Origin of the sequence: Nocardioides sp. TF02-7 (assembly GCF_022437945.1) — a bacterium.
Classification (GTDB): Bacteria; Actinomycetota; Actinomycetes; order Propionibacteriales; family Nocardioidaceae; genus Nocardioides.
Window position 1 is genome coordinate 3,992,376 of the sequence record NZ_CP092535.1, and the last position, 26,990, is coordinate 4,019,365.

Sequence of the window (26,990 nt, forward strand, 5' to 3'; positions counted from 1 at the left end):
CCCGGCCTCCCCCGGCGACCAGCACGACCCGGCGCCCGGTGTCCTCGGCGCCGGCGAGCTGCTCCTCCAGCACCGCCAGCTCCTCGTCGCGGCCGATCAGGTCGGGCATGGCCCCATCGTGGCACCCGCGGCGCCTGCCGTGGAGTCTTGCGGGACGGCGTACCCGGCCGGCTCCGCTACGGTGACCGGATGCACCGCTTCGCATCGGTCCTGCTCGTGGACCCGGAGGGGCGGCTCCTGCTCCAGGAGCGTGACGAGCACCCGCTGATCGACCCGGGGCGCTGGGGCTTCGTCGGCGGCCACGTCGACGCGGGGGAGGACCCCGACGACGCGGCCTACCGGGAGCTCGAGGAGGAGACCGGCATCCGGCTGGCGCCGCCGGCGCTGCCGCTGTGGCAGGAGTTCCGGGTGTTCCACGCCGCCTACGGCACCCACGACTCCGTCCGGGTCTACGTCGCCCCGACCGACCTCGGCGACGACGACGTCGTGGTCGGCGAGGGCCGGCAGATCGTCTTCGTCGACCCCGACCGGGCCACCGACCTGCCGCTCACGCAGGCGGCCGGCCAGATCCTGCCGCGCTTCCTCGCCTCCGACCGCTACCGGGGAGCTGGTGTCGTGAGCTTCGCCGTCCACCCCGTGCCCGCCGACGGCGCCGAGGACGTCGTCGTCGCCACCGACGGGCCGGACGCGGGCGCCGTGTTCACCGGCACCGCCGACGGGTCCGTGTTCCGGGTCTCCCACGACGGGCGCCGGATCGACCGGGTCGCCCACACCGGCGGCCGGCCGCTCGGCATCGAGGTCGCCCCCCGACGGCCGGCTCCTCGTCTGCGACGCGCGGCGCGGCCTGCTCTGGGTCGATCCCCCGCCGCGGCGGGGTCGAGGCGATCGCCGACAGCGTGGCCGGCGACCCGATGAAGTTCTGCAACAACGCCGCGATCGCCCGCGACGGCACGGTCTGGTTCAGCGACTCCTCGACCCGCTACGGCATCGACCGGTGGAAGGACGACTTCGTCCAGGACACCCGCACCGGCCGGCTGCTGCGTCTCGACCCCGACGGCACCGTCTCGGTGGTGCTGACCGGCCTCGCCTTCGCCAACGGGGTGGCGCTGGCCGCGGACGAGTCCTACGTCGCGGTCGCCGAGACCGGGGCGCGCACCGTGGTGCGCCACTGGCTCACCGAGGAGCGGCGCGGGATGCGCGACAAGCTGTGCACCGACCTGCCCGGCTACCCCGACAACATCGCCCGGGGCAGCGACGGCCTGATCTGGGTCACCATCGCCAGCCCCACCGACCCGGTGGTCGAGCGGCTGCAGCGCGCGCCGATGGCGCTGCGCCGTGCGGTGACCCGGGTCCCGGCGCGCCTGCAGCCGAAGCCGAAGCGGACCGTGCGGGTGCAGGCGTACGACGACACCGGCGCGCTCGTGCACGACGTCGACGTCCGGCCCGACGACCACGGCGGTGCCGGCTACCACATGGTGACCGGGGTGCGGGAGTTCGACGGAAGGGTCTGGATGGGCAGCCTGCACGAGCCCGCGATCGCGGTCTACGCCCTCTGACCACCTAAACTCGTCGGCATGTCCGTCCTCGACCAGATCACCGCGCCCCGCGACCTCCGCGGGCTGTCCGAGGACGAGCTGACCGCCCTCGCGGCAGAGATCCGCGACGTCCTGATCCGGACCGTCGCCACCAACAGCGGCCACCTCGGTCCCAACCTGGGGGTCGTCGAGCTCACGCTGGCCATCCACCGGGTCTTCGACTCGCCCACCGACAAGGTGGTCTTCGACACCGGCCACCAGTCCTACGTCCACAAGCTCGTGACCGGCCGGCACCAGGACTTCGGCACGCTCCGGCGCGAGGGCGGCATCAGTGGCTACCCGAGCCAGGCGGAGTCCGAGCACGACCTGGTCGAGAACTCGCACGCGTCGACCGCGCTGTCCTACGCCGACGGCCTGGCGAAGGCCTACCGGATCCGAGGCGAGGACCGCCACGTGGTGGCCGTGATCGGCGACGGCGCCCTCACCGGCGGCATGGCCTGGGAGGCGCTCAACAACATCGCGATCGCCAAGGACTCCCCGCCTCGTCATCGTCGTCAACGACAACGGGCGCTCCTACACGCCCACGATCGGCGGTCTCGCGACCGCGCTCGCCGGGCTCCGCACCAACCCGCGCTACGAGCAGGTGCTCGACCTGGTCAAGAAGCGCCTCAACGCCGTCCCCGGCGTGGGACCGACGGCCTACGACGCGCTCCACGCGGTGAAGAAGGGCCTCAAGGACGCCCTCGCGCCGCAGGGGCTCTTCGAGGACCTCGGGCTCAAGTACGTCGGTCCGATCGACGGTCACGACCGGACCGCCGTCGAGCAGGCGCTCGAGCAGGCCAAGCGGTTCGGCGGGCCGGTCATCGTGCACACGATGACCCGCAAGGGGTTCGGCTACGACCCTGCCGAGCGGCACGAGGCCGACCAGTTCCACGCTCCCGGGCCGTTCGACGTGCAGACCGGGGCCGAGAAGCCCAAGGGCCGGATCTGGACCGACCACTTCGCCGACCACATCGTCGAGATCGGCGCCCGGCGCCCCGACGTGGTGGCGATCACCGCCGCGATGATGCACCCGGTCGGCCTCGACAAGTTCGAGTCCCGGTTTCCCGAGCGCACCTTCGACGTCGGCATCGCCGAGCAGCACGCGACGACCTCCGCGGCCGGGCTCGCGATGGGCGGCCTGCACCCGGTCGTCGCCGTCTACGCGACGTTCCTCAACCGGGCGTTCGACCAGGTCCTGATGGACGTCGCGCTGCACCGCTGCGGCGTGACGTTCGTGCTCGACCGGTCTGGCGTGACCGGCGACGACGGCGCGAGCCACAACGGCATGTGGGACATGTCGATCCTCCAGGTCGTCCCCGGCCTGCGGCTCGCCGCGCCCCGCGACGTCACCCGCATGCGGGAGCTGCTCGACGAGGCGGTCGAGGTCGCCGACGCGCCGACGGTGGTCCGGTTCCCCAAGGGGCCGCCGCCGGAGGACGTCGCGGCCGTCGGCCGTGCCGGCGGGTGCGACGTGCTGGTCCGCGACGGCCGGCGCGAGGTGCTGGTGGTCTCCGTCGGTGCGATGGCGCAGGTCGCCGTGGGTGTGGCCGAGCGGCTCGCCGCGCAGGGCATCGGCGTCACCGTCGTCGACCCGCGCTGGGTGAAGCCGGTCGACCCGGCGCTGGTCGAGCTCGCGGCCGAGCACGAGCTGGTCGTGACGATCGAGGACAACGGGGTGGTCGGCGGCGTCGGCGCGGTGCTGCTCCAGACGCTGGCCCAGGCGGGTGTCCGCACGCCGGTGCGGTTGCACGGCATCCCGCAGGAGTTCCTCGACCACGCCAAGCGTGGCGTGATCCTCGAGCGGATCGGGCTCTCGGCGCAGGCGATCGCGCTCGAGGTGGTGCACGAGGTGACCGGGAAGGCGGCGGATGCGGCGGCGGACGACCGGACGCTGCTCGATGTCGACGGGACGCGCTGACGCCCGTCGCAGGCACCGTCCGCTCGCCGTACTGCTCCTGCTCCTGGGCCCCACGGTCGCCGCCTGCGGCGACGACCCCGTGCCCGAGCCGGACCCCGCGGCCGAGGCCGTCACGGCGATCTCCCGCACCCTGGGCCAGCGCGCCCGGGCGCTGCGCACCGGCGACGAGCGACGGTTCCGGCGCACGGTCGCCCACCAGCGGCCACGCTTCGCCGCCGCGCAGGCGACGTACTTCGACAACCTCGCGCAGCTGCCGTTGGCGACGCTGCGGCTCGACCTGGACACCGACTCGCTCGAGGAGGACGGCGACGCGGTCTGGGCCGAGGTCGAGGTGCGGCTGCAGCTGGAGGGGTACGACGTCGCGCCGGTCGTGACCCGCGACCGCTACCGGTTCGCGCCAGCCCGCGACGGCCGGCGCTGGCTGGTCACCTCGACCACCGACCGGGCGTGGGAGGCCGAGCACCGCCCCCCAGCCGCAGCCGTGGGACCTCGGTGCGGTGGAGGTGAGGGAGGAACCCGGCGTGCTGGGCGTGTTCGACTCCGGCACCGTCGTCCACGCCGACGAGCTGCTCGACTCGTTCCGGAGGGGGCGCGACGACGTCGCTGCCGTGGTGCCCCAGGCGCGACCCCACGGCGCGGTGGTCTACGCGCTGGCCGACGACGCCTACCTCGGCACCGTGCCGGGGCTGCCCGTGGACGACCCGGACCGGCTCGACGCCGTCACGATCCCGGTGCCGCGCGACCCGGCCGACCGCGACGGACCCACGGCCTCCCACCGCGTGCTGGTGCACCCCCGGGCGCTCGCCGAGCCCGGACCGGCCCTCGACCGGCTGGTCCGGCACGAGCTGACCCACGTCGCCCTCGGCGACCGGGCGCGCGGCGCGCCGCTGTGGATCTCCGAGGGCGTCGCGGAGTACGTCTCGGTGCGCTCGGAGGGACAGCCGGAGCGCAGCCTCCCCGAGCGACGCGCTCGTCGTCGCCGCCGACGCCGACGGCCTGCCGGGGGACGAGCAGCTCGTGGGCCCCGACGCCGAGGCGTGGTACGCCGTCGCGTGGTGGGTCTGCGAGCACGTCGCGGCGACCTACGGCGAGCCGGCCCTCTGGTCGCTGCTCGACGCCCTCGCCGAGGGCCGGGACGAGGAGGAGGCCGTCCCGGCGCTGCTCGGGACCACCCCTGCCCGGCTGGCCGCCGAAGGCACAGGACTGATGCAGCGGACCTACGGGTAGCGCCCGTCCCGCTCCCTCTCGGCCGTCGGCGCAGCCGCCTCGGCAGCCGCGAACGCGAGGGGGAATACCCTGTCCACGTGACAGATTCCCCCGCCTGGTGCACATCGTCGACGATGTCCCTGAGCTCTCCGGGGTCGAGTCGCTGGTCATGGTCGTCGCGCTCGAGGGCTTCCTCGACGCCGGCAACGCCGGCGCCATCGCGTCCCGCCACCTCGTCGCCCACGGCGCCGACGGCGGCGGCGTGGTCGTCGCGACGTTCGACGTCGACCAGCTCCACGACTACCGAGCCCGCCGTCCGCCGATGTCGTTCGTCCGGGACCACTACGAGGCCTACGACGCGCCCCGGCTCGTGGTGCGGCTGCTGCGCGACGTCGGCGGGACGCCGTACCTCCTGCTCCACGGACCGGAGCCCGACATCCGGTGGGAGGGGTTCTGCCCGCGCCGTCAAGGAGGTCGTCGACCGCTTCGGCGTCACCCTGCTCGTCGGCATGGGCGCGGTGCCGATGGCCGTGCCGCACACCCGGCCGATCGCGATCACCCACCACGCCAACAACCCCGAGCTGCTGACCGGCACCAGTCCGTGGCGCGGGAGCTGCGGGTCCCGAGCAGCGCCCAGGCGCTGCTCGAGCTGCGGATGGGGGAGTGGGGGCAGGACGCCCAGGGCTTCGTCGCGCACGTGCCGCACTACCTCGCCCAGCTCGACTACCCGCGGGCGGCCATCGCGCTGCTCGGGCAGGTCGAGCTCGCCGCGCGGCTGACCATCGACCTCAGCGACCTCGACCGGGCGGCCGAGGACCGCGACGACGAGATCGCCCGCTACCTCGCGGCCAACGCCGAGGTGGGCGAGGTCGTCGCGGCGCTCGAGCAGCAGTACGACGCGTTCGCGCGCGCCGAGGAGAGCGGCTCGAGCCTGCTCGCCGAGGACCAGCCGCTGCCGACCGGCGAGGAGATCGGGCAGCAGTTCGAGCAGTTCCTCGCCGGTCTCGAACGGCCGGACGAGACCGGAGGTGGGTCGTGAACGACGCCGCGCGCCGCCTGGTGTCGCTGCTCGACCTCGAGGAGATCGACACCGACCTGTTCCGCGGCCGGCAGCCCGAGACCGTCCGGCAACGGGTCTACGGCGGGCAGGTCGCCGCCCAGGCCCTGATCGCCGGCCATCGGGCGGTCGAGCCCGGCTACCACGTGCACTCGCTGCACTCCTACTTCCTGCTGCCCGGTGACTACCAGGTCCCGATCGTCTACGACGTCGAGCGGATCCGCGACGGCCGGTCGTTCGCCACCCGCCGGGTGCTGGCCCGTCAGCACGGCCGCCCGATCTACTACCAGTCGATCAACTTCCAGCGCACCGAGGACGGGTTCGAGCACCAGGACGCGATGCCGGAGGTCAAGGGCCCCGAGGAGGGCCTGGACCTGTTCGAGCTGATGCGCGAGCGCGGCGCCGACGACGGCCTCAGCAAGGAGTGGGAGGCGCTCGACGTCCGGTGGCTCGGCAGCTCGCAGTACGGCGGCATCGAGCTCGACCCGGTGCGGCCCTCCCAGACGCAGCTGTGGCTGCGGATCGCCGGGCGGCTCTCCGACGACCCGCTGGAGCACCTCGCCACGTTCACCTACGCCAGCGACGTCTCGCTGCTGGGGGCCTCGCTTGCCGCCCACGACACCGACCCCACGCGGGTGCAGATGGCCTCGCTCGACCACACGATCTGGTTCCACCGCCCGTTCCGTGCCGACGAGTGGTGGCTCTACGACCAGTGGTCGCCCTCGGCCGGCGGCGGCAGGGGTCTGTCGCTCGGGCGGGTGTTCACCCAGGACGGCACGCTGGTCGCGACCGTGGCGCAGGAGGGCCTGATCCGGCCGAGGACGCGGTAGCCCCCGGCCGGAGGGGCGGACGGCCGGCGCTACGGGCTCGTTGTCCGGCCGAGCAGGTGCGGTGCGCTCGACCTCGGGCTCGTCAGCGCGAAGGCCCACCCCGCGTCGGTCCGCTCGGCGCCGAACCGCACCTTGCCGGGAAGGAAGACCGGCTTCTTGAAGCCGACCTCGACCCGGACGGCGTCGGGGAGCCGGTTCTCCAGCGCCGCGATGCAGCGCGCCTTGGTCCACATCCCGTGCGCGATGTGACGGGGGAACCCGAACGCCTTCGCGGTCAGCGGGTAGAGGTGGATCGGGTTGTGGTCGCCCGACACCGCGGCGTACCTGCGACCGAGGTCGCCCGGCAGCCGCCACTCCGGCGCGGTCGCCTCGACCGCCGGGAAGGACGTGCCGGGGTCGCCGTGCTCCTTGTCGCCGCCGCCGAGGCGGAGGTAGGTCGAGACGGACTCCCACACGACCTCGTCGCCGACGGTGGCGGTCACCGCCATGTCGAAGGCGCGGCCCTTGGTGCTGGCGCGGAGGTTGCGGGCCCGGAGCTCGAGCGAGACCGTCTCGCCGACCGCGACCGGTCGGTGCTGCGTGATCGCGTTCTCGAGGTGGACGGTGCCGATCGCGGGGAACGGGAAGGACGGGTCGGTCATCAGCGCCATGTGCAGCGGGAACGCCAGCATGTGCAGGTAGGGCACCGGCGCGACGTCCTTGCTGGGGAACCCGCACACCGCGGCGTACCGGTCGACCTGACCGCGCTCGACCCGCACGCCCTCGCGACGGAGCGTGAGGTCGGGCAGGTCGCCGCCGGCCTTCCGGACCCCCGGCAGCTGGTTGACGCCGGGGACGACCGGGAGCGCGGCCTTCAGCATCGTGGCGGTGCCGCCGCCGGGCTGCACGACCCGCACGTCCCCGGCCATCTTGCCCACGTCAGGCCCCCAGCATCATCTGGCCGCAGACCCGCATGACGTTTCCGTTGACCAGCCGGGAGGCGGGGTTGGCGTACCAGGCGATCGTCTCGGCGACGTCGACCGGCAGGCCGCCCTGCGCCATCGCGTTGAGGCGCTGACCGACCTCCCGGGTGGCGAACGGCACGGCCGCGGTCATCTGGGTGATGATGAAGCCCGGTGCGACCGCGTTGATCGTGATCCCGTCGCTGAGCTCGTCGGCCAGGGAGTCCACGAGGCCGATGACGCCGGCCTTCGAGGCGGCGTAGTTGGTCTGCCCCACGTTGCCGGCGATGCCGGCGATGCTCGCGACGCCGACGACGGACGCCCCGGGGTTGAGGACCTTCCGGTCGAGCAGCTCGCGGGTGATCAGCTCGGGCGCGGTGAGGTTGACGGCGAGGACCTGCTCCCAGCGGTCACCCTTCTCGCTCGGCGCCATGTTGGCGAGCTTGCGGTCGCGGGTGATGCCGGCGTTGTGGACGACGACGTCGACGCCGCCGTGCTTCTCCTGCAGGTGGTGCGCGATCCGCTGCGGCGCGTCGGGCGCCGTGATGTCGAGGGTGAGCCAGTCGCCGTCGAGCACCTTCATCAGCGACTGCAGGTCGCTGGCCGCCTGGGGCACGTCGACGCCGACCACCGTGGCTCCGTCGCGGTGGAGCACCCGGGCGATCGCCTCGCCGATGCCGCGGCTGGCGCCGGTGACGAGCGCGACCTTGCCGGCGAGCGGACGGGTCCAGTCGGTGACCTCGGGCACGGCGGCCTCGCCGTGGGCGCCGATCCGCACGACCTGGCCGGAGACGTACGCCGACTTCGGCGACAGCAGGAAGCCCAGGGTGCTCGTCACCCCGGTCTCCGCGCCCTCGGCGACGTAGACCAGCTGGACGGTGCCGCCACGGCCGATCTCCTTGCCGAGGCTGCGGGTGAAGCCCTCCAGCGCGCGCTGTGCGACCCGCTCGGCGCCCGACACCTGCTCCGGCGGCGTGCCGAGCACGACCACCCGCGGGCAGCTCTCCAGGCTGCGCAGGAGCGGGGTGAAGAAGTCGCGGAGCGCGACCAGGTCCGCGGAGCTGGTCAGGCCGGTCGCGTCGAAGACCAGGCCCTTGAAGCGCTGGCCCTCGCCGGCCGTGGTGGTCGCGGCGATCCCGAGCAGGTCGAGGAGGCCGGGAAGCGACTCGGCCAGCCGGCCGGTGCCGCCGACGAGCACGGTGCCGTCCACGAGGGGCGCGCCCTCGGCGTACCGCTCCAGCCTTGCCGGGTCGGGGAGCCCGAGGTTCTTGACCAGCAGCCTGCCGATCGGGGTCGAGACGAACCCCTGGTACTTGTCGCTCATGCACTCTATGTAACTAGATGTGTAACTCTGAGTCCATATTTCGTGATCTGCCCCTCAAATGGTTCTCTCGCGGGGCCTTCCCGGTGAGGATGGAAGCATGGAAACCACTGTTCGCCGAGCCGCCGTCATCGGTGGCAACCGGATCCCGTTCGCCCGGTCCAACGGTGCCTACGCCACCGCGTCCAACCAGGAGATGCTGACCGCCGCGCTCGACGGTCTGGTGGCCCGGTTCGGCCTCGAGGGCGAGCGGCTGGGAGAGGTCGCGGGAGGTGCCGTGCTCAAGCACGCACGTGACTTCAACCTGGTCCGCGAGTCGGTGCTCGGCAGCAGGCTGGCGCCCGAGACGCCCGCCGTCGACCTCCAGCAGGCCTGCGGCACGGGTCTCCAGGCCGTCAACTACATCGCGAACAAGATCAAGCTCGGCCAGATCGACGCGGGCATCGGCGGCGGCACCGACACGACCTCCGACGCCCCTATCGCGATCTCGGAGAAGCTGCGCAAGAAGCTGATCAAGCTCAACAACGCCCGCAGCAACAAGGAGCGGCTCGGCATCCTCGCCACCCTCCGACCGGGCGACATCGGCCTCGCCATCCCGTCCAACGGCGAGCCCCGCACCCGGCTCTCGATGGGCGACCACCAGGCGCTGACCGCGCTCGAGTGGCAGATCACCCGCGAGGCGCAGGACCAGCTCGCCGCCACGTCGCACCACAACCTCGCCGCGGCGTACGAGGAGGGCTGGCAGGACGACCTGGTCACCCCCGTTCCGCGGACTCGAGCGCGACAACAACCTCCGTCCCGACTCGTCGGTGGAGAAGCTCGCCAAGCTCAAGCCGGTGTTCGGCAAGGGCGACGCGGCCACCATGACCGCCGGCAACTCCACGCCGCTCACCGACGGCGCGTCAGCGGTGCTGCTCGCCTCGGAGGAGTGGGCCGAGGCGCACGGCCTCGAGCCGCTCGCCTACTTCGTCGACTCCGAGCTCGGCGCCGTCGACTTCGTCCACGGCCACGAGGGCCTGCTGATGGCGCCGGCGTACGCCGTCCCGCGGCTGCTCGCCCGCCACGGCCTGACCCTGCAGGACTTCGACTACTACGAGATCCACGAGGCCTTCGCCTCGCAGGTCCTCTCGACCCTGGCCGCGTGGGAGAGCCCGGTGTTCTGCAAGGAGCGCCTCGGCCTCGACGCCCCGCTCGGCCCGATCGACCGCGACAAGCTCAACGTCAAGGGCTCCTCGCTCGCCGCCGGCCACCCGTTCGCCGCCACCGGCGGCCGGATCGTCGCCAATGCCGCGAAGCTCCTCGCCCGGAAGGGGCTCCGGCCGCGCGCTGATCTCCGTCTGCGCCGCCGGCGGCCAGGGGGCGTCGTCGCGATCCTGGAGCGCTGAGGGCGCGCGGCGGTCTCCGGCGCGGGGGACCGCCGCGGGGCGGCGGTTGCGCTGCGGTCGCAGGTTCATCAAGGGATGTCGGTGAATTGGCGCTTCCCGGGGTGGGTACGCCGTGGGAGGTGCGGGGTTGGGCTGCATACCGTGATGAGTCTGCGCCGGCTGGGGCTGGGGTGGTGTCGCGGGGCGGTGGCTGCGCTGCGGTCGCAGGTTCATCAAGGGATGTCGGTGAATGGCGCTTCCCGGGGTGGGTACGCCGTGGGAGGTGCGGGTTGGGCTGCATACCTTGATGAATCTGCGCCGGCTGGGGCTGGGGTGGTGTCGCGGGGCGGCGGTTGCGCTGCGGTCGCAGGTTCATCAAGGGATGTCGGTGAATTGGCACTTCCCGGGGTGGGTACGCCGTGGGAGGTGCGGGTTGGGCTGCATACCTTGATGAATCTGCGCCGGCTGCGACGCACGAGTCCCCCGCGACCCCGACCCGAGCCGCGTGCCCGGCCGCACGAGCCCGGCGGCACCCGCCTACGCGTGTGTGCCGGGCGTGACCAGCGCGAGCGCCGAGGTGACGAGGTAGCGCCGGACCTGGTCGGGCGAGATCTGGCCGACCGTGGGGACGCCGGGGGGCGGACTCGGTGACGAGGATGCCGAGCCGGGCGAGCTGGAGCGCGCCGAGTCCGCTGGCGTAGAGCATGTTGGCGAGCAGCACCGGGTCCTCGCCGACCTGGAACTCACCGCCCTCGACACCGCCGGCGAGGGTGTCGGAGAGGATGGTGAGGCACGAGGTGATGCCCCGCCCGAGGCGGAACAGCGCGCTCTCGGAGAGCTCGTCGAGGAGCTCGTGGCCGGGGCGGATCATCAGTGCCTGGGCGCAGTCGACGAACGCCGGGTGCGCGACGCCGTAGTCGACGAAGGCGCCGACGACGGCGGCGAGCCGGTCGGTCGCCGCGCCCTCGAGCTCGGCCGCCTGCTGCATGGCGTCGTGCAGCTCGTCGAGGTAGCCGACGAGGGTGAGCGCGAACAGCTCCTCCTTGCCGGTGAAGTGCCGGTAGACGATCGCGCGGTTGATGCCGACGGCGCTGGCGATCTCCTCGATCTGGACGTCGCGGACGCCCTTGGAGTCGAAGATGTCGCGGGTGGCGGCGATGATCTTCGCCTTGCGCTCGCGCCGGCGCGCCGCGGCCGCCTTGCGGCGGCCGTCGATCTGCGGTGCCCTGGTCGCCATGGCGGTACTGTACGGGACGTGCAACTCCGTGTTGCAACATCTGTGACGCGTTCCGCACAGGGCCGCGGACACCACCGCAGCGGCAGCCGCTACCGGCCCGCCGCCTCCCGCACCGTCTCCATCGTGTCCGCCTCGTCGGCGGTCTTGTCGTCGCGGTAGCGCACCACCCGCGCGAAGCGGAGCGCGAGCCCGCCGGGATACCGGGTCGAGCGCTGCAGCCCGTCGAACGCGATCTCGACGACCTGCTCCGGCCGCACGTGGACCACGTGCCCCTCGCGGTGCGTCTCCAGGCCGAGGAACCGCTCGGTCTGCCACCGCAGCATCTCGTCGGTCATCCCCTTGAACGTCTTCCCCAGCATCACGAACCCACCCGGCCGCTCCGGGTCGCGGGCGCCGAGGTGGATGTTGGAGAGCCAGCCGCTGCGGCGGCCGGAGCCCCACTCGACGGCGAGCACCACGAGGTCGAGGGTGTGGACCGGCTTGACCTTCACCCATGCCGCGCCGCGGCGGCCGGCGGCGTACGCCGCGTCGGCGGCCTTGACGACGACGCCCTCGTGGCCGTCGGCGAGCACGCGGTCGGCGAACGCCTGCGCCTGCTCCGGGTCGCTTCCGCGCCAGCGGGGCACCCGGTGGTGCTCCGGCACGAGCTCCTCCAGTGCCGTCCACCGGTCGCGAGCCGGCAGGTCGAGCAGGTCACGGCCGTCGAGGTGCAGCAGGTCGAAGAAGAACGGCGTCACGGCGGCGCCCGCGCCGCCGGCGGCCTCGGTGGCGGTGCGCGCGGCCGTCTCCTGGAACGGTCGCGGGCGCCCGTCCTCGTCGAGGGCGATCGCCTCGCCGTCGAGGACCAGCCGCTCCGCGGGCAGCGACCGCACCGCCTCGACGACCTCCGGCAGCCGGTGGGTGATGTCGTCGAGGCTGCGGGTCGCGACCAGCACCCGGTCGCCGTCGCGGTGGACCTGCACCCGGATCCCGTCGAGCTTCGCGTCCACCGCCAGCTCGCCGCCGGCGAGCTTGGCCAGGGCGGCCGGCAGGTCCGGCGCCGACGACGCGAGCATCGGCAGCACGGGGCGCCCGACGGTGAGCCCGACCGCCGCGAGCGCCTCGCGACCGGCGAAGGCGGCGTCGACGACGTACGTCGCCCCGCCCGCGAGCATCGCGGCGCGCCGCACGTCCGCGACCGGCACCTCGGCCGCGGCGGCGAGCCCCTCGGTCATCACCGCCTCCAGCGCCCCCTGGCGGACCTCGCCCAGGACCACCGCCCGCAGCCACTGCTGCTCCTCGTGGGTCGCGCGGCCGAACAGGTCGGCGACCGCGGTCGCGCGGGCCGCCGCCGACCCGGCACCGGACAGCCTCGCGACGTCGTCGAGCGCCGCGTCGACCTCGGCGACGGTCAGTGTCGGCACGCCGGCGGCGGGAGGCAGGGGAGCCGAGGCTGCGCCAGCCCAGGCCGGTGCGCCGCTGCCGGAGCCGGCCCCTGAGGTACCACGCCGCCAGCTCCCGCTGGGCGGGCTCGGCGCGGGCCAGGAGACCGGCGATCAGCGCGGTCTTGTCCTTGCGCGAGCGGGTCGCGGCGACCGCCGCCGACACCGTCACGACCTCCTGCAGCAGCACCGTCGCCCCGTTCAGGCCGCTCGGGCCGCGCGCTCAGTCATGCGTGGCCTCGAGCACGGCCGCCGTGACGGCGCCCCGGACCACCGTCTCGTAGACGCCGTCGAGGTCGTCCTCGACGCCGCCGAAGTAGCCGGCGACCTCGAGCGACACGAAGCCGTGGAGCGCGGCGAAGACCGCCATCCCGGTCGGCAGGAGCCGCTCCTCGGGCAGGCCGGCGGAGCGCACCATCACCGCGAGCGCCTCGATCGTGTCGGCCGCGGCGGCGAAGAACGCCTCGCGGTCGATCGGCGGCCGGGTGATCGCGGCGTACCGCTGCGGGTGCGCGCGGGCGAACGCCCGCAGCTCGTGGCTGAGGACCCGCAGCCCGTCGGCACCGGCGTGGCCCATCGCCGCGCGCCGCACGTGGTCGCCGAGCAGCCGCATCGCCCGCACCTGGATCGAGGCGCGGAGGTCCTCGAGGTTGGCGACGTGGTTGTAGAGCGAGGAGACCCGCGCGTCGAGCTCGGCTGCGAGCAGCGTCATGGTGAGCGCGTCGTAGCCCTCCCGGTCGACGAGCGCCTCGGCCGCCTGCAGCACGGCCTCCTGGTCGAGGCGGGCACGGCGCGCGGTCTCGGAGGTCCTCGCCACGGGACCCGTCGCCTCGGGCACTGCGGTCACCGGCCCTCCCGGAGGTCTCTCGTGCTCTGACGAATCACTTTCGTGCGGCTGCACAGCCTAGTCTGCTTGCTCGTGAGGAGCCCGGACGCGACCCGCGTGTGGCGGCCGGAGTGGCCGTGCCCGGTGCGGCACGTGCTGCTCCAGCAGCGCCGCGGCGCGGGCGACCCGACGCTTCGGCTGGCGCCGGGGGAGCGCGGCCCCCCACTGGCGGGCCAGCCGTACCCCCCGACGGCCCGGTCGCGCTGTCGGTCCTCTCCTCGGCGCGCGCCGGTGAGGTGAGCGCGGCCGCCTGGGGCCCGGGCGCGGCGTGGGCCCTCGACCAGCTGCCCGAGCTGCTCGGTGCCGCCGACGACTGGTCGGGCTTCGAGCCGCTGCACCCCGTCGTGACCGAGGCCTGGCGGCACCGGCCGCACGCGCGGCTCGGGCGCACCGGCCGGGTCGTGGAGTCGCTGGTCCCGTCGATCATCGAGCAGAAGGTCACGGGCAAGGAGGCGTTCGCCGGCTTCCGCTCGCTGGTCAGGAGGTACGGTGAGCCCGCGCCGGCGGTCGGCGAGGAGGTCGACCTGTGGCTCCAGCCGGAGCCGGAGACGCTGGCCCAGGTGCCGAGCTGGGCGTGGCTGGGCCTCCACGTCGACCCGGCCCGGTCCCGCGCCGTGGTGACCGCCGCACGGCACGCCCGGTCGTTGGAGCGGGTGGGTAGCGGCGGCGCGGACGCGGCGCCCGCGCTCGACCGGGCGATCAGGAGCCTGCCCGGCCTCGGCATCTGGACCAGCGCCGAGGTGCGGCAGCGGGCGCTCGGCGACCCCGACGCCGTCTCGTTCGGCGACTTCCACGTCGCGAAGGACGTCGGGTGGGCCCTGCTCGGCCGGGAGGTCGACGACCTCGAGCTCGCCGAGCTGCTCGAGCCCTGGCGGCCGCACCGGGGCCGGGTGCCGTTCCTCCTGCTCGCGGCGGGGGTACGCCGCCCACGGCGGGGGCCGCGGATGTCGCTGCCGCGCCACTACCCGGGGGCGTGACGGCAGGCGCTCGCCGGAGGGATCGGGCCCGGGGGCCGGTGTGGGACAGCCGGCTGGCGCAGGCGCCCTTATAGATTGATGCCCGTGGGGACCACGTGGGCAGCAGCGGGCGGCAGCGGTGGCCACCCTGCTCCGACGGGTCCTGCTGACGGTGTTCGGCCTCCAGCTCGGGCTCGCGGTCGGGATGTCGCTGGTCGACTCCTACCGCCGCCGCGGCAAGCGGCCCAAGCCGTTCCCGACGCGCGACCCGCACACGGTGCCGGTCGGCGACGGCGAGATCACGACGTACACCTTCGGTCGCGACCTCTACGCCGACATGCTGGCCGCCATCGAGGGCGCGCAGAAGCAGGTCCTGTTCGAGACCTACATCTGGAAGGGCGACGCGACGGGGGAGCGGTTCAAGCGGGCGCTCGCCGCGGCCGCCGACCGCGGCGTCGAGGTCTACTGCATCTACGACGGCTTCGCCAACCTGGTCGTCCCCCCGACCTTCAAGCGGTTCCCGCCGGGGATGAAGGTGCTGCGCTATCCCGTCTACGCGGCGGGCTGGCGCTTCTTCGACCTGCGCCGCTACGGCCGCGACCACCGCAAGCTCCTGGTGGTCGACGACCACGTCGGCTTCATCGGCGGCTACAACGTGGGCTCCGCCTACGAGACCGAGTGGCGTGACACCCACGTGCGGGTGACCGGCCCCGCCGTGTGGGACCTCAAGCGCGCGTTCGCGGACTTCTGGAACCTCAACCGGCGCCGCCGCCTCCGCGCCTCCGAGCGTCCGCTGCTGCTGGAGACCGCCTCCACGTGGGAGCCGACCGTGCGGGTGCAGCGCAACGTCCCGCGGCTGATGATGTACCCGATCCGCGGGATGTACCTGGAGGCGATCAACCGCGCCAGCCGCAACGTGTGGATCACCCAGGCCTACTTCCTCCCCGACCAGGACTTCGTCGACGCCCTCAAGGACGCCGCCCGCCGGGGCGTGGACGTCCGGCTGCTGCTGCCGCTGAAGTCCAACCACATCGTGGCCGACTGGATCTCGCGCGGCTACTTCAGCCAGCTGCTCGACGCCGGCGTGCGGATCCTCCGCTACCGCGACGCGATGGTCCACGCCAAGACGGCGACCGTCGACGGCACCTGGTGCACCGTCGGCACCGCCAACATCGACCGGCTCAGCCTCCAGGGCAACTACGAGATCAACCTCGAGGCGATCGACCCCGGCCTCGCCCGCGAGCTCGAGGAGATCTTCCTCGTCGACCAGTCCCACTGCCTCGAGCTGATCAGCGAGGAGTGGGAGGCGCGCGACCTGCACCGCAAGTTCACCGAGGCCGTGCTCGGGCCGCTGCGGCCGTTGCTGTGAGGCCGCCGGTGCCCGACCTCCGGGGCCGCCACGTGTTCGTCACGGGCGCCGCGGGCGGCATCGGGCGCGCCGTCGCGCTGCAGGCCGCGCGGGAGGGGGCGGTGCTGCACCTCACCGACGTCCGGCCCGAGCCGCTCGCCGCCGTCGCGGAGGAGGTCCGGTCGCTCGGCGGGAGGGTCGCGGTGGCCGAGCCGGCCGACCTGACCGACCGCGACGCCGTACGACGGCTGGCCGGCCGGGTCACCGCGACGTCGGGCGCGATGGACGTCGTCCTCAACGTCGCCGGCATCTCCGCCTGGGGCACGGTGCGCGGGCTGGAGCACGAGCACTGGCGCAGCATGGTCGAGGTCAACCTGATGGGACCGGTCCACGTCATCGAGGAGCTGCTGCCGCCGATGATCGAGGCCGGCCGGGGCGGCCAGCTCGTCAACGTCTCGTCGGCGGCGGGCATCATCGGGATGCCGTGGCACGCGGCCTACAGCGCGAGCAAGTTCGGCCTCCGCGGCGTGTCCGAGGTGCTGCGCTTCGACCTGCGGCGGCACCGGATCGGGGTGTCGCTCGTCTGCCCCGGCGGCGTCGACACCGGCCTGGTCGACACGGTCCGGGTCGCGGGCGTCGACGAGCGGAGCCGGGCGTTCGAGCGCGCCCGCGACCACTTCCGGCGGCGGGCGGTGTCGCCGGAGCGGGCGGCCGAGGCGATCTGGCGCGGCGTCCGCCGCAACCGCTACTGGGTCTACACCTCCTCCGACATCCGGCTGCTGCACTGGCTGCAACGCTGCCTCCCGCCGGCCTACGTGCTGGCGATGCGCGCGCTGAACGCCGGTGCCAACGGCGCCCTGCCCGCGGTCGAGCAGGCGCGACGCTCCGACCTCCGCGACGGCACCGGGACGGCGGGGTGACCGCCGGCGAGCGGCCGCCCGACGACGGCACCCGGGCAGCGCGGGTCGCCCCCGGTCGCCGGCGCGACGTCGGGCCGTTGGTCGCCGGCCTCGCCCGGGTGTTCGGGCGGGTGGCCGGCACCGAGCCGCCCGCCGTCTTCCTCACCCTGGGCCGGCACCGCCGGCTGTTCTGGGGCTGGCTGCACTTCGCCGGCCGGCTGATGCCGGGCGGGCGGCTCCGTCGGCGGGAGACCGAGCTGGTCGTCCTCCGGGTCGCCGCCTGGACCGGGTCGGACTACGAGCTGACCCAGCACCGGCGCCTCGGGCGGCGGGCGGGGCTGACCGCCGAGGAGGTCGCCCGGGCCGAGGCGGGCACGCTCGAGGGCTGGAGCCCCCGGGAGCACGCCCTGCTCGCGGCCGCCGGCGAGCTGCTCGACCGGGAGGACCTGTCGGAGGAGGGATGGCAGCGGCTCCGGGCGTCGCTCGACGAGCGCGAGGCGATCGAGGCGGTGCTGCTGGTCGGCCACTACCGGATGCTCGCGACCGCCCTCCGGGCGCTACGGGTGCGTCCCGACCGGCCCCGCTGACCGGGGCGGGAGGTCCGCGCTGGGGCGTTGTCGGCGCCCGCCCGTACGCTCGATCCCATGCGTCCGATCACCGACCTCGAGCGTCGCGTCCACCCGTTCAAGGTGGAGTCCGACTTCCAGCCCGCCGGCGACCAGCCGGCGGCGATCGAGGAGATCACCCGCCGGCTGCAGGGCGGCACGCAGGACGTCGTGCTGCTCGGCGCCACCGGCACCGGCAAGACGGCGACCGTGGCCTGGGTGGCCGAGCAGGTGCAGCGGCCGGTGCTCGTGCTCCAGCCCAACAAGACGCTCGCCGCCCAGTTCGCCAACGAGCTGCGCCAGATCTTCCCGCACAACGCCGTCGAGTACTTCGTCTCCTACTACGACTACTACCAGCCCGAGGCCTACGTCCCGCAGACCGACACCTACATCGAGAAGGACTCCTCGATCAACGAGGAGGTCGAGCGGCTGCGCCACTCGGCCACCAACAGCCTGCTCACGCGCCGCGACGTGATCGTGGTCTCGACCGTGTCCTGCATCTACGGCCTCGGCACGCCGCAGGAGTACGTCGACCGGATGGTGCGGCTGCGGGTGGGGGAGGAGCACGACCGCGACACGGTGCTGCGGCGCCTGGTCGACATCCAGTACGCCCGCAACGACCTGTCGTTCACCCGCGGCACGTTCCGGGTTCGCGGCGACACCCTGGAGATCTTCCCCGTCTACGAGGAGATGGCGGTCCGGATCGAGTTCTTCGGCGACGAGATCGAGCGGCTGATGACGCTCCACCCGGTCACCGGCGAGGTGCTGACCGAGGACCAGGAGCTCTACATCTTCCCTGCCAGCCACTACGTCGCCGGCCCGGAGCGCATGGAGCGGGCGATCGCCGGGATCGAGCACGAGCTCACCGAGCAGCTTGCGACGTTCGAGCGGCAGGGGAAGATGCTCGAGGCGCAGCGACTGCGGATGCGGACGACGTACGACATCGAGATGATGCGCCAGATCGGCACCTGCTCGGGCATCGAGAACTACTCGATGCACATCGACGGCCGCAGCCCCGGCAGCGCGCCCAACTGCCTGCTCGACTACTTCCCCGAGGACTTCGTCCTGGTGGTCGACGAGTCCCACGTCACCGTGCCCCAGATCGGCGGCATGTACGAGGGCGACATGTCCCGCAAGCGCAACCTGGTCGAGCACGGGTTCCGCCTGCCGAGCGCGATGGACAACCGGCCGCTGCGGTGGGAGGAGTTCCTCGAGCGGATCGGGCAGACGATCTACCTCTCCGCCACCCCCGGCGACTACGAGCTCGACAAGGTCCAGGGCGACGTGGTCGAGCAGATCATCCGCCCGACCGGCCTGGTCGACCCCGAGGTCGTGGTCAAGCCCACCAAGGGGCCAGATCGACGACCTCATCCACGAGATCCGGCTGCGCACCGAGCGCAACGAGCGGGTGCTCGTCACCACGCTCACGAAGAAGATGTCGGAGGACCTCACCGACTACCTGCTCGACGCCGGCATCCGCACCCGCTACCTCCACTCCGAGGTCGACACGCTCAAGCGGGTCGAGCTGCTCCGCGACCTGCGGCTGGGCGCCTACGACGTGCTGGTCGGCATCAACCTGCTCCGTGAGGGCCTCGACCTGCCCGAGGTGTCGCTGGTGTCGATCCTCGACGCCGACAAGGAGGGCTTCCTGCGGTCCGACAAGTCGCTCATCCAGACGATCGGCCGTGCCGCCCGCAACGTCTCCGGCCAGGTGCACATGTACGCCGACAAGGTCACGCCGTCGATGGCGTCGGCGATCGAGGAGACCAACCGCCGGCGCGAGAAGCAGGTGGCCTACAACCGCGCCAACGGCGTCGACCCGCAGCCGCTGCGGAAGAAGATCGCCGACATCACCGAGATGCTGGCCCGCGAGGACGAGACCACGCAGGCGCTGCTGCAGACCTGGGCCGACGTCGGCCAGGCCGGCCGGGCCGGTGGCGTGAAGCCGAAGGGCCAGCCGGTGCCGCGGCTGGGGGAGGCCCAGGCCGGCGGCCGCACCCTCCGCGAGGAGGGGCTGGCCGGCCTGCCGAGCTCCGACCTGGCCGCCCTCATCCAGGACCTCACCGACCAGATGAAGTCGGCCGCCGCCGAGCTGCAGTTCGAGCTGGCCGCGCGGCTGCGCGACGAGATCTCCGAGCTGCGCAAGGAGCTGCGGCAGATGGTGGAGGCGACCAAGTGAGCGGCGCTCCGTAGAATCCGGACGTGACACCGCCCCGCACCCTGCCCCGCGCGTGGGTGGTGTGGGCGGCGGCGCTGCTGGTCTACGTGCTGGCGGTCTTCCACCGCAGCAGCCTGGCGGTGGCCGGCCTGGACGCGACCGAGCGGTTCGGCCTGTCCGCGAGCCAGCTGGGCTCGTTCACGATGCTCCAGCTCCTGGTCTACGCCGGCATGCAGGTCCCCGTGGGGCTGCTCATCGACCGGTTCGGGCCGCGCACGGTGCTGACGGTCGGCCTGGTCACGATGACCGTGGCGCAGACCGGGTTCGCCCTCGCGACGACGTACCCCACCGCCCTGGTCGCCCGGCTCCTGGTCGGCACCGGCGACGCCATGACGTTCATCTGCGTGCTCCGGCTGGTCGCGTCGTGGTTCCCGGACCGCCGGGTGCCGCTGGTCACGCAGCTCACCGGCAGCACCGGGCAGATCGGCGCCATCGTGGCGGCGGTGCCGATGACCTGGGCACTGTCCGGGCTGGGCTGGACCCGCGCCTACCTGGTGGCCGCGGCCGCGGGACCGGTGCTGCTGGCGCTGCTCCTCGCCGTCGTCCGCGACACCCCGGAGCAGCGCCACCAGCGCGGGCACCCCATGTCGCGGCAGGTGCTCGTCGCGACGCTCCGCGAGTCGTGGGCCCAGCCGGGCACCCGACTCGGCTTCTGGGTGCACTTCACCGCGCCGTTCAGCGCGCACATGCTGTCGCTGGTCTGGGGCTTTCCGTTCCTCGTGCTGAGCGAGGGCCTCTCCGCGACGGCGGCCGGCACCCTGCTCAGCCTGGTCGTGGTCGCGTCGATCGCCACCGGCCCGGTGCTCGGCTGGATGGTCGGCCGGCACCCGTGGCACCGCTCGACCGTCGCCCTGGCCACGGTCGCCGTGACCGTCGCGGTGTGGACGGCCGTGCTCGCGTGGCCCGGCGACGCCCCGCTCTGGCTGCTGGTGCTGCTGGTGACCGTCTGCGGCTGTGCCGGGCCGGTCGCGATGATCGGCTTCGACGTCGGCCGCACCAGCAACCCGCCGGTGCGGATGGCCAGCGCCAGCGGCATCATCAACCAGGGCGGCTTCGTCGCGGCCCTCATCACCGTGCTCGCCGTCGGCGCGGTCCTCGACCTGATGACGGCCCCGGGGTCGACCGACTACACGCCCGACGCGTTCCGGGCCGCGATGTCGGTGCAGTACGTGCTCTGGACCCTCGGGGCGGTGCAGATCCTCCGCTGGCGCAACCGGGTCCGGCGGCAGGTCCCGCGCGAGGTCGTCGAGCGCGGCTCGACGATGATCGGTTGAGGGACCCGCGGGGCGCGGTCAGCGGCGGCGCCGGGTGAGGCCGACGAGCCGGGCGACGATCAACGCGATGTAGAGCACGCCCGCCAGCTGCTCGATCATCACCAGCGACCGCGCGTTGTCCTTGACCGCGTAGATGTCGGAGAGGCCGACGCTCGTCAGGTTGGTGAACGACAGGAAGAGCAGGTGGAACCAGGGCAGCGGCTCGGGGTCTGCCCCCCGTCGCCGGGTAGCCGGGTGACTCGAAGGAGCCCGGCCACAGCACCTGGGTGGCGGCGTAGAGGTAGGCGAACGCCCAGGCGACGACCGTGAACGCCGCACCGGCGGCGAACAGCTCGTCCCGCGTGACCCACTCGTCCTCGAAGAGGTAGCGGACCATCGCGTAGGAGACGAACAGGTAGAACGGCACGTGGAAGGCGGCCGAGGCGAGGACCACCCAGTCGGTGTCGGGCCAGACCGCCTCGCCGATCGTCAGCACCATGGCCGGCCCACCGAGGACGACCGCCACCCACGACAGGGCCGGGGTGTGCCGCACCGCCCACACGGCGACCAGCACGACCGCCATCTGGACCACCCCGAGCACGGCCTTGCCCGGCACGGTGGCGTCGAGGAACGGGTAGAGCAGCACGACCGTCAGCTGACCGACGAGCAGCACCGCGGACGGGTGCTGCACGAGGGTCCGGAGGGGGGCGGTGCTCCACGAAGCGGATGCTACGGCCAGCCCGTCCCGGCACCCCGACGGCCGGCCGCGTATCAGGTCAGGTTTCGCGACCGTGACCGCTGCGCGGCGCGCCTCGTTGACCGATTTGTAACACCGCGGGCCGTGTCTCGTTTGCCATAACGAGAACACGTTCTAGTATGGCGGCCGTCGCGAGCGAGGGGGAGGTGTCCGGATTGGCGCTCAGCGCTGCCTCGGTCGTCCGGGGACCCGGCGAGATCGCGCTCATGGTCGTCGAGGTCACCAAGCGGATCTTCACCCGTCCGTTCCAGTTCCGGGAGTTCCTCGAGCAGGCCTGGTTCGTCACCAGCGTGACGCTGATGCCGACGATCCTGGTGTCGATCCCGTTCGGCGCGGTCATCTCGCTCCAGGTCGGCAACCTCACCGGCCAGCTCGGCGCGCAGTCGTTCGCCGGGGCGACCGCTGTGCTGGCGACGGTGCGGGAGGCGGCGCCGATGGCCGCGGCGATGATCATCGCCGGCGCGGCCGGCTCGGCGATCTGCTCCGACCTCGGGGCGCGCAAGATCCGCGAGGAGATCGACGCGATGGAGGTGCTGGGCATCGACCCGCTCGAGCGCCTGGTCGCCCCCGCGTGGTCGCCACGATGTTCGTCGCGGTGATGATCAACGGGATCGTCATCGGCGCCGGGATCGGCGGCGGCTACTTCTTCACCGTCATCGTGCAGGACGGGTCGGCCGGCGCCTTCCTCTCCTCGTTCACGGCGCTGGCGTCGCTGCCCGACCTCTACATCTCCATGATCAAGGCGGCCCTCTTCGGCTGGCTCGCCGCCATCGTCGGCGCCTACAAGGGGCTCGGCGCCGGTGGCGGCCCGAGCGGCGTCGGCCGGGCGGTCAACGAGTCGGTGATCATCGCCTTCATGCTGCTGTTCTTCCTGAACGCGGTGATCACGGCCATCTACTTCCAGGTCGCTCCTCCGGTGGGCCTCTGACATGGCGGCCGTGGGCGAGCTCCTCACCGACGCCGTACGGGCGCGGCGGCAGTCGCTGGAGCAGTACGGCGACCAGGCGCTGTTCTACGTCAAGGCGCTGCTGTGGGTGCCCCAGGCGATCAAGCGCTACCCCCGGGAGATCTGGAACACGCTGGCGGAGGTGGCCTTCGGCGTCGGCGGGCTCACCCTCATCGCGGGCTCGGCCGGCGTGATCGCGTTCATGGCGTTCTTCGCGGGCACCGAGGTCGGGATCCAGGGGTACGCGTCGCTCAGCCAGATCGGCGTCGCGAAGTTCAGCGCGTTCATCTCGGCGTACTTCAACACCCGCGAGGTCGCGCCGCTGGTCTCGGCGATCGCGCTCGCTGCGACCGTCGGCTGCGGCTACACCGCCCGGCTGGGCGCGATGCGGATCTCGGAGGAGATCGACGCGCTCGAGGTGATGGCCGTGCCGTCGCTGCCGTTCCTCGTGACCACCCGGATGATCGCCGCGTTCATCGCGGTGATCCCGCTCTACATCGTCGCCCTCTTCGCCTCCTACCTCTCCCCGCGGCTGATCGTCACCCTCATCTACGGCCAGTCCGCCGGCACCTACGACCACTACTTCCTGCAGTTCCTGCCACCGATCGACATGCTGTGGTCGTTCTTCAAGCTGCTGTTCCTGGCGGTCGCCGTCATCCTCATCCACTGCTACTACGGCTACACCGCGTCCGGCGGGCCGGCCGGCGTCGGCCGTGCGGTCGGGCGGGCGATCCGCACCTCGATCGTGACGATCGTCGTGGCCGACTTCTTCCTCAGCTTCGCGATCTGGGGCTCCACGACCACGGTCAGGATCACGGGGTGAGCGCCTGATGCTGGTCAACATCCACCACGACTCGGCGCGTGAGCACAACCGGCTCCTCGTGGCCGGCGTGGCGTTCCTGCTGGTGCTCGCGCTGCTGATCTGGCTCTCGGTCGCGATCTACAACAAGCAGTTCGACCGGGTGACGACGGTGACCGTCCAGGCCGACCGAGCCGGCCTCCAGCTGGCCAAGTTCGGCGACGTCCGGGTCAACGGCGCGCTCGTCGGCCAGGTCCGCGAGGTGTCGCAGAACGGCGAGCAGGCCGAGATCAGGATCGCCCTCGAGCCGGACGCGGCGAAGGCCATCCCGGCCAACGTGAACGTCGAGATCCTGCCGACCACCCTGTTCGGCCAGAAGTTCATCCAGTTCGTGCGTCCGGAGGCGCCCGCCCGCGACCACCTCGAGGACGGCGACGTGATCCCGTCCGACCGGGTGGACACCAACGTGGAGCTGAGCCAGATCCTCGCCGACCTGTTCCCGCTCCTCCGCGCGGTCCGGCCGGCCGACCTCAACGCGACGCTGAGCGCCCTGGCGACCGCGCTCGACGGACGGGGCGACCTGATCGGCGAGACCATGGACGACCTCGGCCAGTACCTCGGCGTGATCGACGACCACCTGCCCACCCTGCGCCAGGACCTGGTCGCGCTGGCCGACGTCGCCGACGCCTACGACCTGGCTGCGCCCGACCTGCTCGACGTGCTCGACAACGTCACCGTCACCAGCAAGACGATCCGGCAGAAGGCGCGCGACCTCGACGTGTTCTTCTCCGACCTCGCCGGCCTGGCCGACACCTCCACCCGCTTGTTGGCGGCCAACGAGGAGAACCTGGTGCGCTTCGGTCAGGTCACCGAGCCGGTGCTGGCGCTGCTCGCGGAGTACTCGCCGGAGTTCCCCTGCCTCATCAAGGGCGCCGCCAACTACGCGCCGATCCTCTCCCGCACGTTCGAGGGCAACGTCGTCAAGCAGATCTTCGAGCTCGGCAACGCGCAGTTCCGGCACTTCGACGAGCGCGACTTCATGGAGTACGGCGAGGTCGGGCACGGGCCGTGGTGCCCCAACGGTCTTCCCAAGCTGAGCGTGCCCGCGCCGTCGTTCCCGCTCAGGAACGGCAGCGACATCGACGAGAACCCGCCGCGGAGCCCGATCCCGAACCTGGGCCTGTTCGACCCCCACCAGCTCGACATCACCAGCGGGTTCGCGGGCAGCGAGGGCGACCAGGAGGTCGTCAACACCCTCCTTGCCGCCAACAACGGCGCCACCCCCGACGACTACGGTGCGCTCGGCCCGCTCCTCTACGGCCCGGTCGTCCGCGAGGGGAGGCCGGCCGAGTGACCATCGTCGTGCCCGAGGAGTCGCCGTCCATCGCCCGGCTCCGCCACCGCCGCAACGCGGTGACGCTGGCCGCCGGCATCAAGCTCGGTGTCTTCTCCGTCATCTCGCTGCTGGTCACCGGCCTGCTGGCGGTGATCATGGGCAACATCGGGCTCGGGCCGGGCAGGCACTACGAGGCGGTGTTCACCAGCGCCACCATGCTCGAGGACGGCGACGACGTCCGGGTCGCCGGCGTGAGCGTCGGCGAGGTCAAGGAGGTGGAGCACTTCGACCGGACGATGGCGCTGGTCAGGTTCCGCATCGACGCCGACGTCGAGCTGACGACCGCCTCGACCGCCGAGATCCGGTTCCTCAACCTGGTGGGCGACCGCTACCTCGCCCTCGAGCGCGGCCGCGGCGGCGGCGGGGCGGAGCCGCTCGACGAGGGAGACCGGATCCCCGTCGAGCAGACCAAGCCCTCGCTCGACCTCACCGTGCTCTTCGACGGGTTCAAGCCGCTCTTCCAGGCGCTGACGCCGGAGCAGGTCAACGAGCTGAGCCTCAACCTGGTACAGGTGCTCCAGGGGGAGGGCGGCACCGTGCGGGGACTCCTCGAGCACACCGCGTCGCTCACGACGGCGCTCGCCGACCGCGACCAGCTGATCGGCGACGTGGTGACCAACCTGAGCGAGACCCTCGACACCGTCAACCAGCGGCACGAGCAGCTCAGCACGCTGGTGGTCGAGCTGAAGGACTGGATGCGCGACCTGGCCCGCGACCGTACCACCATCGGGTCCTCGCTCGACAACATCTCCGACCTGACCGTCACGGTGGCCGACCTGCTGCGGCGCAGCCGTCCGCTGCTCAAGCGCGACCTCGCCGCGCTGCGCGAGCTGGCGAAGCTGATCAACTCGCCCGACCAGCGCCGCGAGTTCATCGACCTCCTCGAGCGGATGCCGGAGGTCATGTCCGACCAGATCCGCACCGGCACCTACGGCTCCTGGTACCAGTACTACTTCTGCGGGTTCTCCGCCCGGATCAAGCTGCCGCTCATCGGTGACTGGCCGATCGTCGAGCAGATCCAGGACTACATCGAGAAGTTCGAGTTCCGGTCGACCGCTCCGAGGTGCAACGACTGATGCGGGCGAGCGACGCGCGGGTCCTGCGCCTGGGCGCCATCACGCTGGTGGTGCTGGCGCTGGTGTCGGCCGCCACGTTCAACCTCGGAAAGTTCCCCGGCTTCCGCGGCACGACCTACTACGCCGAGTTCAGTGACGCGAGCGGCATCCACAAGGGCAACATCGTCCAGGTCGGCGGCATCCGCGTCGGGCGGGTCACCGACGTGACCCTCGCCGAGGACCGGGTGCGGGTGGAGTTCGAGGTCGACGGCGGTGTCGAGTTCGGCCCCGAGAGCGCCGCCTCCATCGAGGTGCTCAACCTGCTCGGCGAGAAGTACCTCGAGCTCCAGCCGGCCGGCGACGGCCAGCTCGCGAGCGGCGCGACCATCCCCCTCGACCGCACCGAATCGGCGTACGACATCGTCGGCGTCTTCGGCGACCTCACCGAGACCACCGAGGAGATCGACACCCGCCAGCTGTCCGAGGCGCTCGACGTCGTCTCCGGGACGCTCGACGGGGCGGCCCCGGAGATCTCCGCGGCCTTCGACGGCATCGCCCGGCTGTCGCGCAGCGTCTCCCAGCGCGACGAGCAGATCCAGACCCTGCTGGAGAGCTCCCAGCAGGTCAGCCGCGTCCTGGAGCGGCGCGGCGACGACATCGTGGAGCTGATGGAGCACAGCGACCTGGTGTTCCGCGAGCTGCAGAAGCGCAAGGCCGCCGTGCACCGCCTCCTCGTCAATGCGACGGTGCTCGCCGACGAGCTGCGCGGCCTCGCGAAGGACAACGAGGCGCAGATCGGTCCCGCGCTGGCCGAGGTCGACGAGCTGCTCACGATGCTCGTCGAGCGCAAGGACCAGCTGACGGCGACCCTCCACGAGCTCGGTCCCTACGTCGAGATCCTCAGCAACATCATCGGCACCGGACCGTGGTTCGACGCCGTCGCCGTCAACATCGCCACCATCCCGACCGGCGAGTTCGTCCCCGGGTTCGCGGAGTGAGC

The 26,990-nt window shown here is 72.5% G+C and carries 18 protein-coding genes and 7 pseudogenes; 19 read left to right on the forward strand and 6 right to left on the reverse strand.

Annotation, left to right across the window (positions count from 1 at the left end):
- Window positions 1–189 precede the first annotated feature (189 nt).
- From MF408_RS20685 to MF408_RS20710, 7 genes and pseudogenes are all read left to right on the forward strand, one after another.
- On the forward strand, window positions 190–915 hold the full coding sequence (locus MF408_RS20685; protein ID WP_240249227.1) for an NUDIX hydrolase: 726 nt from the start codon (window positions 190–192) through the stop codon (window positions 913–915).
- A complete protein-coding gene (locus MF408_RS20690; RefSeq protein WP_240249228.1) occupies window positions 897–1,556 on the forward strand; it encodes an SMP-30/gluconolactonase/LRE family protein in 660 nt (219 codons plus the stop codon). Before MF408_RS20685 ends, MF408_RS20690 begins: the two co-directional genes overlap by 19 nt.
- Before the next feature lie 18 nt (window positions 1,557–1,574).
- Window positions 1,575–3,495, forward strand: a pseudogene (dxs, locus tag MF408_RS20695) (1-deoxy-D-xylulose-5-phosphate synthase).
- A 1,017-nt stretch (window positions 3,496–4,512) separates the two neighbouring features.
- The gene (locus tag MF408_RS20700; RefSeq protein WP_240249229.1) at window positions 4,513–4,722 is read left to right on the forward strand and encodes a hypothetical protein; all 210 of its coding nucleotides are present in this window, start codon (window positions 4,513–4,515) and stop codon (window positions 4,720–4,722) included.
- Window positions 4,723–4,870: 148 nt separating this feature from the next.
- Window positions 4,871–5,113 (forward strand): annotated as a pseudogene (locus MF408_RS27235) (PAC2 family protein); the annotation flags it as partial.
- A gap of 73 nt (window positions 5,114–5,186) precedes the next feature.
- A pseudogene (locus tag MF408_RS27240) lies at window positions 5,187–5,740 on the forward strand (PAC2 family protein); the annotation flags it as partial.
- Window positions 5,737–6,588, forward strand: a complete 852-nt coding sequence (locus MF408_RS20710; protein WP_240249231.1) for an acyl-CoA thioesterase II — start codon at window positions 5,737–5,739, stop codon at window positions 6,586–6,588. The pseudogene MF408_RS27240 and the gene MF408_RS20710, both read left to right, overlap by 4 nt.
- A 29-nt stretch (window positions 6,589–6,617) precedes the next feature.
- Here MF408_RS20710 and MF408_RS20715 read toward each other — a convergent pair whose 3' ends face one another.
- A complete protein-coding gene (locus MF408_RS20715) occupies window positions 6,618–7,496 on the reverse strand; it encodes a MaoC/PaaZ C-terminal domain-containing protein (RefSeq protein ID WP_240249232.1) in 879 nt (292 codons plus the stop codon).
- A 10-nt stretch (window positions 7,497–7,506) separates the two neighbouring features.
- Complete coding sequence (locus MF408_RS20720) at window positions 7,507–8,853, reverse strand: 3-oxoacyl-ACP reductase (RefSeq protein ID WP_240249233.1); 1,347 nt, start codon at window positions 8,851–8,853, stop codon at window positions 7,507–7,509.
- A gap of 97 nt (window positions 8,854–8,950) precedes the next feature.
- Here MF408_RS20720 and MF408_RS27245 point away from each other — a divergent pair.
- Window positions 8,951–10,218: pseudogene (locus MF408_RS27245) on the forward strand (acetyl-CoA C-acetyltransferase); the annotation flags it as partial.
- Between the two features lie 1,083 nt (window positions 10,219–11,301).
- Here the strand turns inward: MF408_RS27245 and MF408_RS26000 are convergent.
- From MF408_RS26000 to MF408_RS20740, 3 genes and pseudogenes are all read right to left on the reverse strand, one after another.
- Window positions 11,302–11,451: pseudogene (locus tag MF408_RS26000) on the reverse strand (TetR/AcrR family transcriptional regulator); the annotation flags it as partial.
- Window positions 11,452–11,540: 89 nt separating this feature from the next.
- A complete protein-coding gene (locus tag MF408_RS20735; protein WP_345893783.1) occupies window positions 11,541–12,854 on the reverse strand; it encodes an ATP-dependent DNA ligase in 1,314 nt (437 codons plus the stop codon).
- A 241-nt stretch (window positions 12,855–13,095) separates the two neighbouring features.
- Window positions 13,096–13,689 carry a TetR/AcrR family transcriptional regulator gene (locus MF408_RS20740; RefSeq protein ID WP_240249235.1) on the reverse strand — a complete coding sequence of 198 codons (594 nt, stop codon included), beginning with the start codon at window positions 13,687–13,689 and terminating at the stop codon, window positions 13,096–13,098.
- Window positions 13,690–13,994: 305 nt separating this feature from the next.
- Between MF408_RS20740 and MF408_RS20745 the strand changes: the two genes are divergently transcribed.
- From MF408_RS20745 to MF408_RS20770, 6 genes and pseudogenes are all read left to right on the forward strand, one after another.
- Complete coding sequence (locus MF408_RS20745) at window positions 13,995–14,735, forward strand: DNA-3-methyladenine glycosylase 2 family protein (RefSeq protein WP_240249236.1); 741 nt, start codon at window positions 13,995–13,997, stop codon at window positions 14,733–14,735.
- 118 nt (window positions 14,736–14,853) lie between these two features.
- Window positions 14,854–16,083 (forward strand): phospholipase D-like domain-containing protein, encoded by a 1,230-nt coding sequence (locus tag MF408_RS20750; RefSeq protein WP_240249237.1) that lies wholly within the window; start codon window positions 14,854–14,856, stop codon window positions 16,081–16,083.
- An 8-nt stretch (window positions 16,084–16,091) separates the two neighbouring features.
- Window positions 16,092–16,982: an SDR family oxidoreductase gene (locus MF408_RS20755; RefSeq protein WP_240249238.1), complete on the forward strand. Its 891-nt coding sequence runs from the start codon at window positions 16,092–16,094 to the stop codon at window positions 16,980–16,982.
- The gene (locus MF408_RS20760) at window positions 16,979–17,548 is read left to right on the forward strand and encodes a carboxymuconolactone decarboxylase family protein (RefSeq protein WP_240249239.1); all 570 of its coding nucleotides are present in this window, start codon (window positions 16,979–16,981) and stop codon (window positions 17,546–17,548) included. The genes MF408_RS20755 and MF408_RS20760 overlap by 4 nt, the downstream gene beginning before the upstream one ends.
- A 57-nt stretch (window positions 17,549–17,605) precedes the next feature.
- A pseudogene (gene uvrB / locus MF408_RS20765) lies at window positions 17,606–19,745 on the forward strand (excinuclease ABC subunit UvrB).
- A gap of 23 nt (window positions 19,746–19,768) precedes the next feature.
- Window positions 19,769–21,058 (forward strand): MFS transporter, encoded by a 1,290-nt coding sequence (locus MF408_RS20770; RefSeq protein WP_240249240.1) that lies wholly within the window; start codon window positions 19,769–19,771, stop codon window positions 21,056–21,058.
- A gap of 18 nt (window positions 21,059–21,076) precedes the next feature.
- Here MF408_RS20770 and MF408_RS20775 read toward each other — a convergent pair whose 3' ends face one another.
- Window positions 21,077–21,376 (reverse strand): ion channel, encoded by a 300-nt coding sequence (locus tag MF408_RS20775; RefSeq protein WP_240249241.1) that lies wholly within the window; start codon window positions 21,374–21,376, stop codon window positions 21,077–21,079.
- A gap of 624 nt (window positions 21,377–22,000) precedes the next feature.
- Here MF408_RS20775 and MF408_RS20780 point away from each other — a divergent pair.
- From MF408_RS20780 to MF408_RS20800, 5 genes and pseudogenes are all read left to right on the forward strand, one after another.
- A pseudogene (locus tag MF408_RS20780) lies at window positions 22,001–22,722 on the forward strand (ABC transporter permease).
- 1 nt (window position 22,723) lies between these two features.
- The gene (locus tag MF408_RS20785; RefSeq protein ID WP_240249242.1) at window positions 22,724–23,563 is read left to right on the forward strand and encodes an ABC transporter permease; all 840 of its coding nucleotides are present in this window, start codon (window positions 22,724–22,726) and stop codon (window positions 23,561–23,563) included.
- A 7-nt stretch (window positions 23,564–23,570) separates the two neighbouring features.
- Window positions 23,571–24,893: an MCE family protein gene (locus MF408_RS20790; RefSeq protein WP_240249243.1), complete on the forward strand. Its 1,323-nt coding sequence runs from the start codon at window positions 23,571–23,573 to the stop codon at window positions 24,891–24,893.
- Window positions 24,890–26,011: an MCE family protein gene (locus MF408_RS20795; RefSeq protein ID WP_240249244.1), complete on the forward strand. Its 1,122-nt coding sequence runs from the start codon at window positions 24,890–24,892 to the stop codon at window positions 26,009–26,011. The genes MF408_RS20790 and MF408_RS20795 overlap by 4 nt, the downstream gene beginning before the upstream one ends.
- On the forward strand, window positions 26,011–26,988 hold the full coding sequence (locus tag MF408_RS20800) for an MlaD family protein (protein WP_240249245.1): 978 nt from the start codon (window positions 26,011–26,013) through the stop codon (window positions 26,986–26,988). Before MF408_RS20795 ends, MF408_RS20800 begins: the two co-directional genes overlap by 1 nt.
- Window positions 26,989–26,990 lie beyond the last annotated feature (2 nt).

Coding starts and splice junctions, on each gene's coding strand:
- MF408_RS20685 (WP_240249227.1), top strand. CDS start 190: ATGCACCGCTTCGCATCGGTCCTGCTCGTGGACCCGGAGGGGCGGCTC.
- MF408_RS20715 (WP_240249232.1), bottom strand. CDS start 7,496: ATGGCCGGGGACGTGCGGGTCGTGCAGCCCGGCGGCGGCACCGCCACG.
- MF408_RS20720 (WP_240249233.1), bottom strand. CDS start 8,853: ATGAGCGACAAGTACCAGGGGTTCGTCTCGACCCCGATCGGCAGGCTG.
- MF408_RS20785 (WP_240249242.1), top strand. CDS start 22,724: ATGGCGGCCGTGGGCGAGCTCCTCACCGACGCCGTACGGGCGCGGCGG.
- MF408_RS20790 (WP_240249243.1), top strand. CDS start 23,571: ATGCTGGTCAACATCCACCACGACTCGGCGCGTGAGCACAACCGGCTC.
- MF408_RS20800 (WP_240249245.1), top strand. CDS start 26,011: ATGCGGGCGAGCGACGCGCGGGTCCTGCGCCTGGGCGCCATCACGCTG.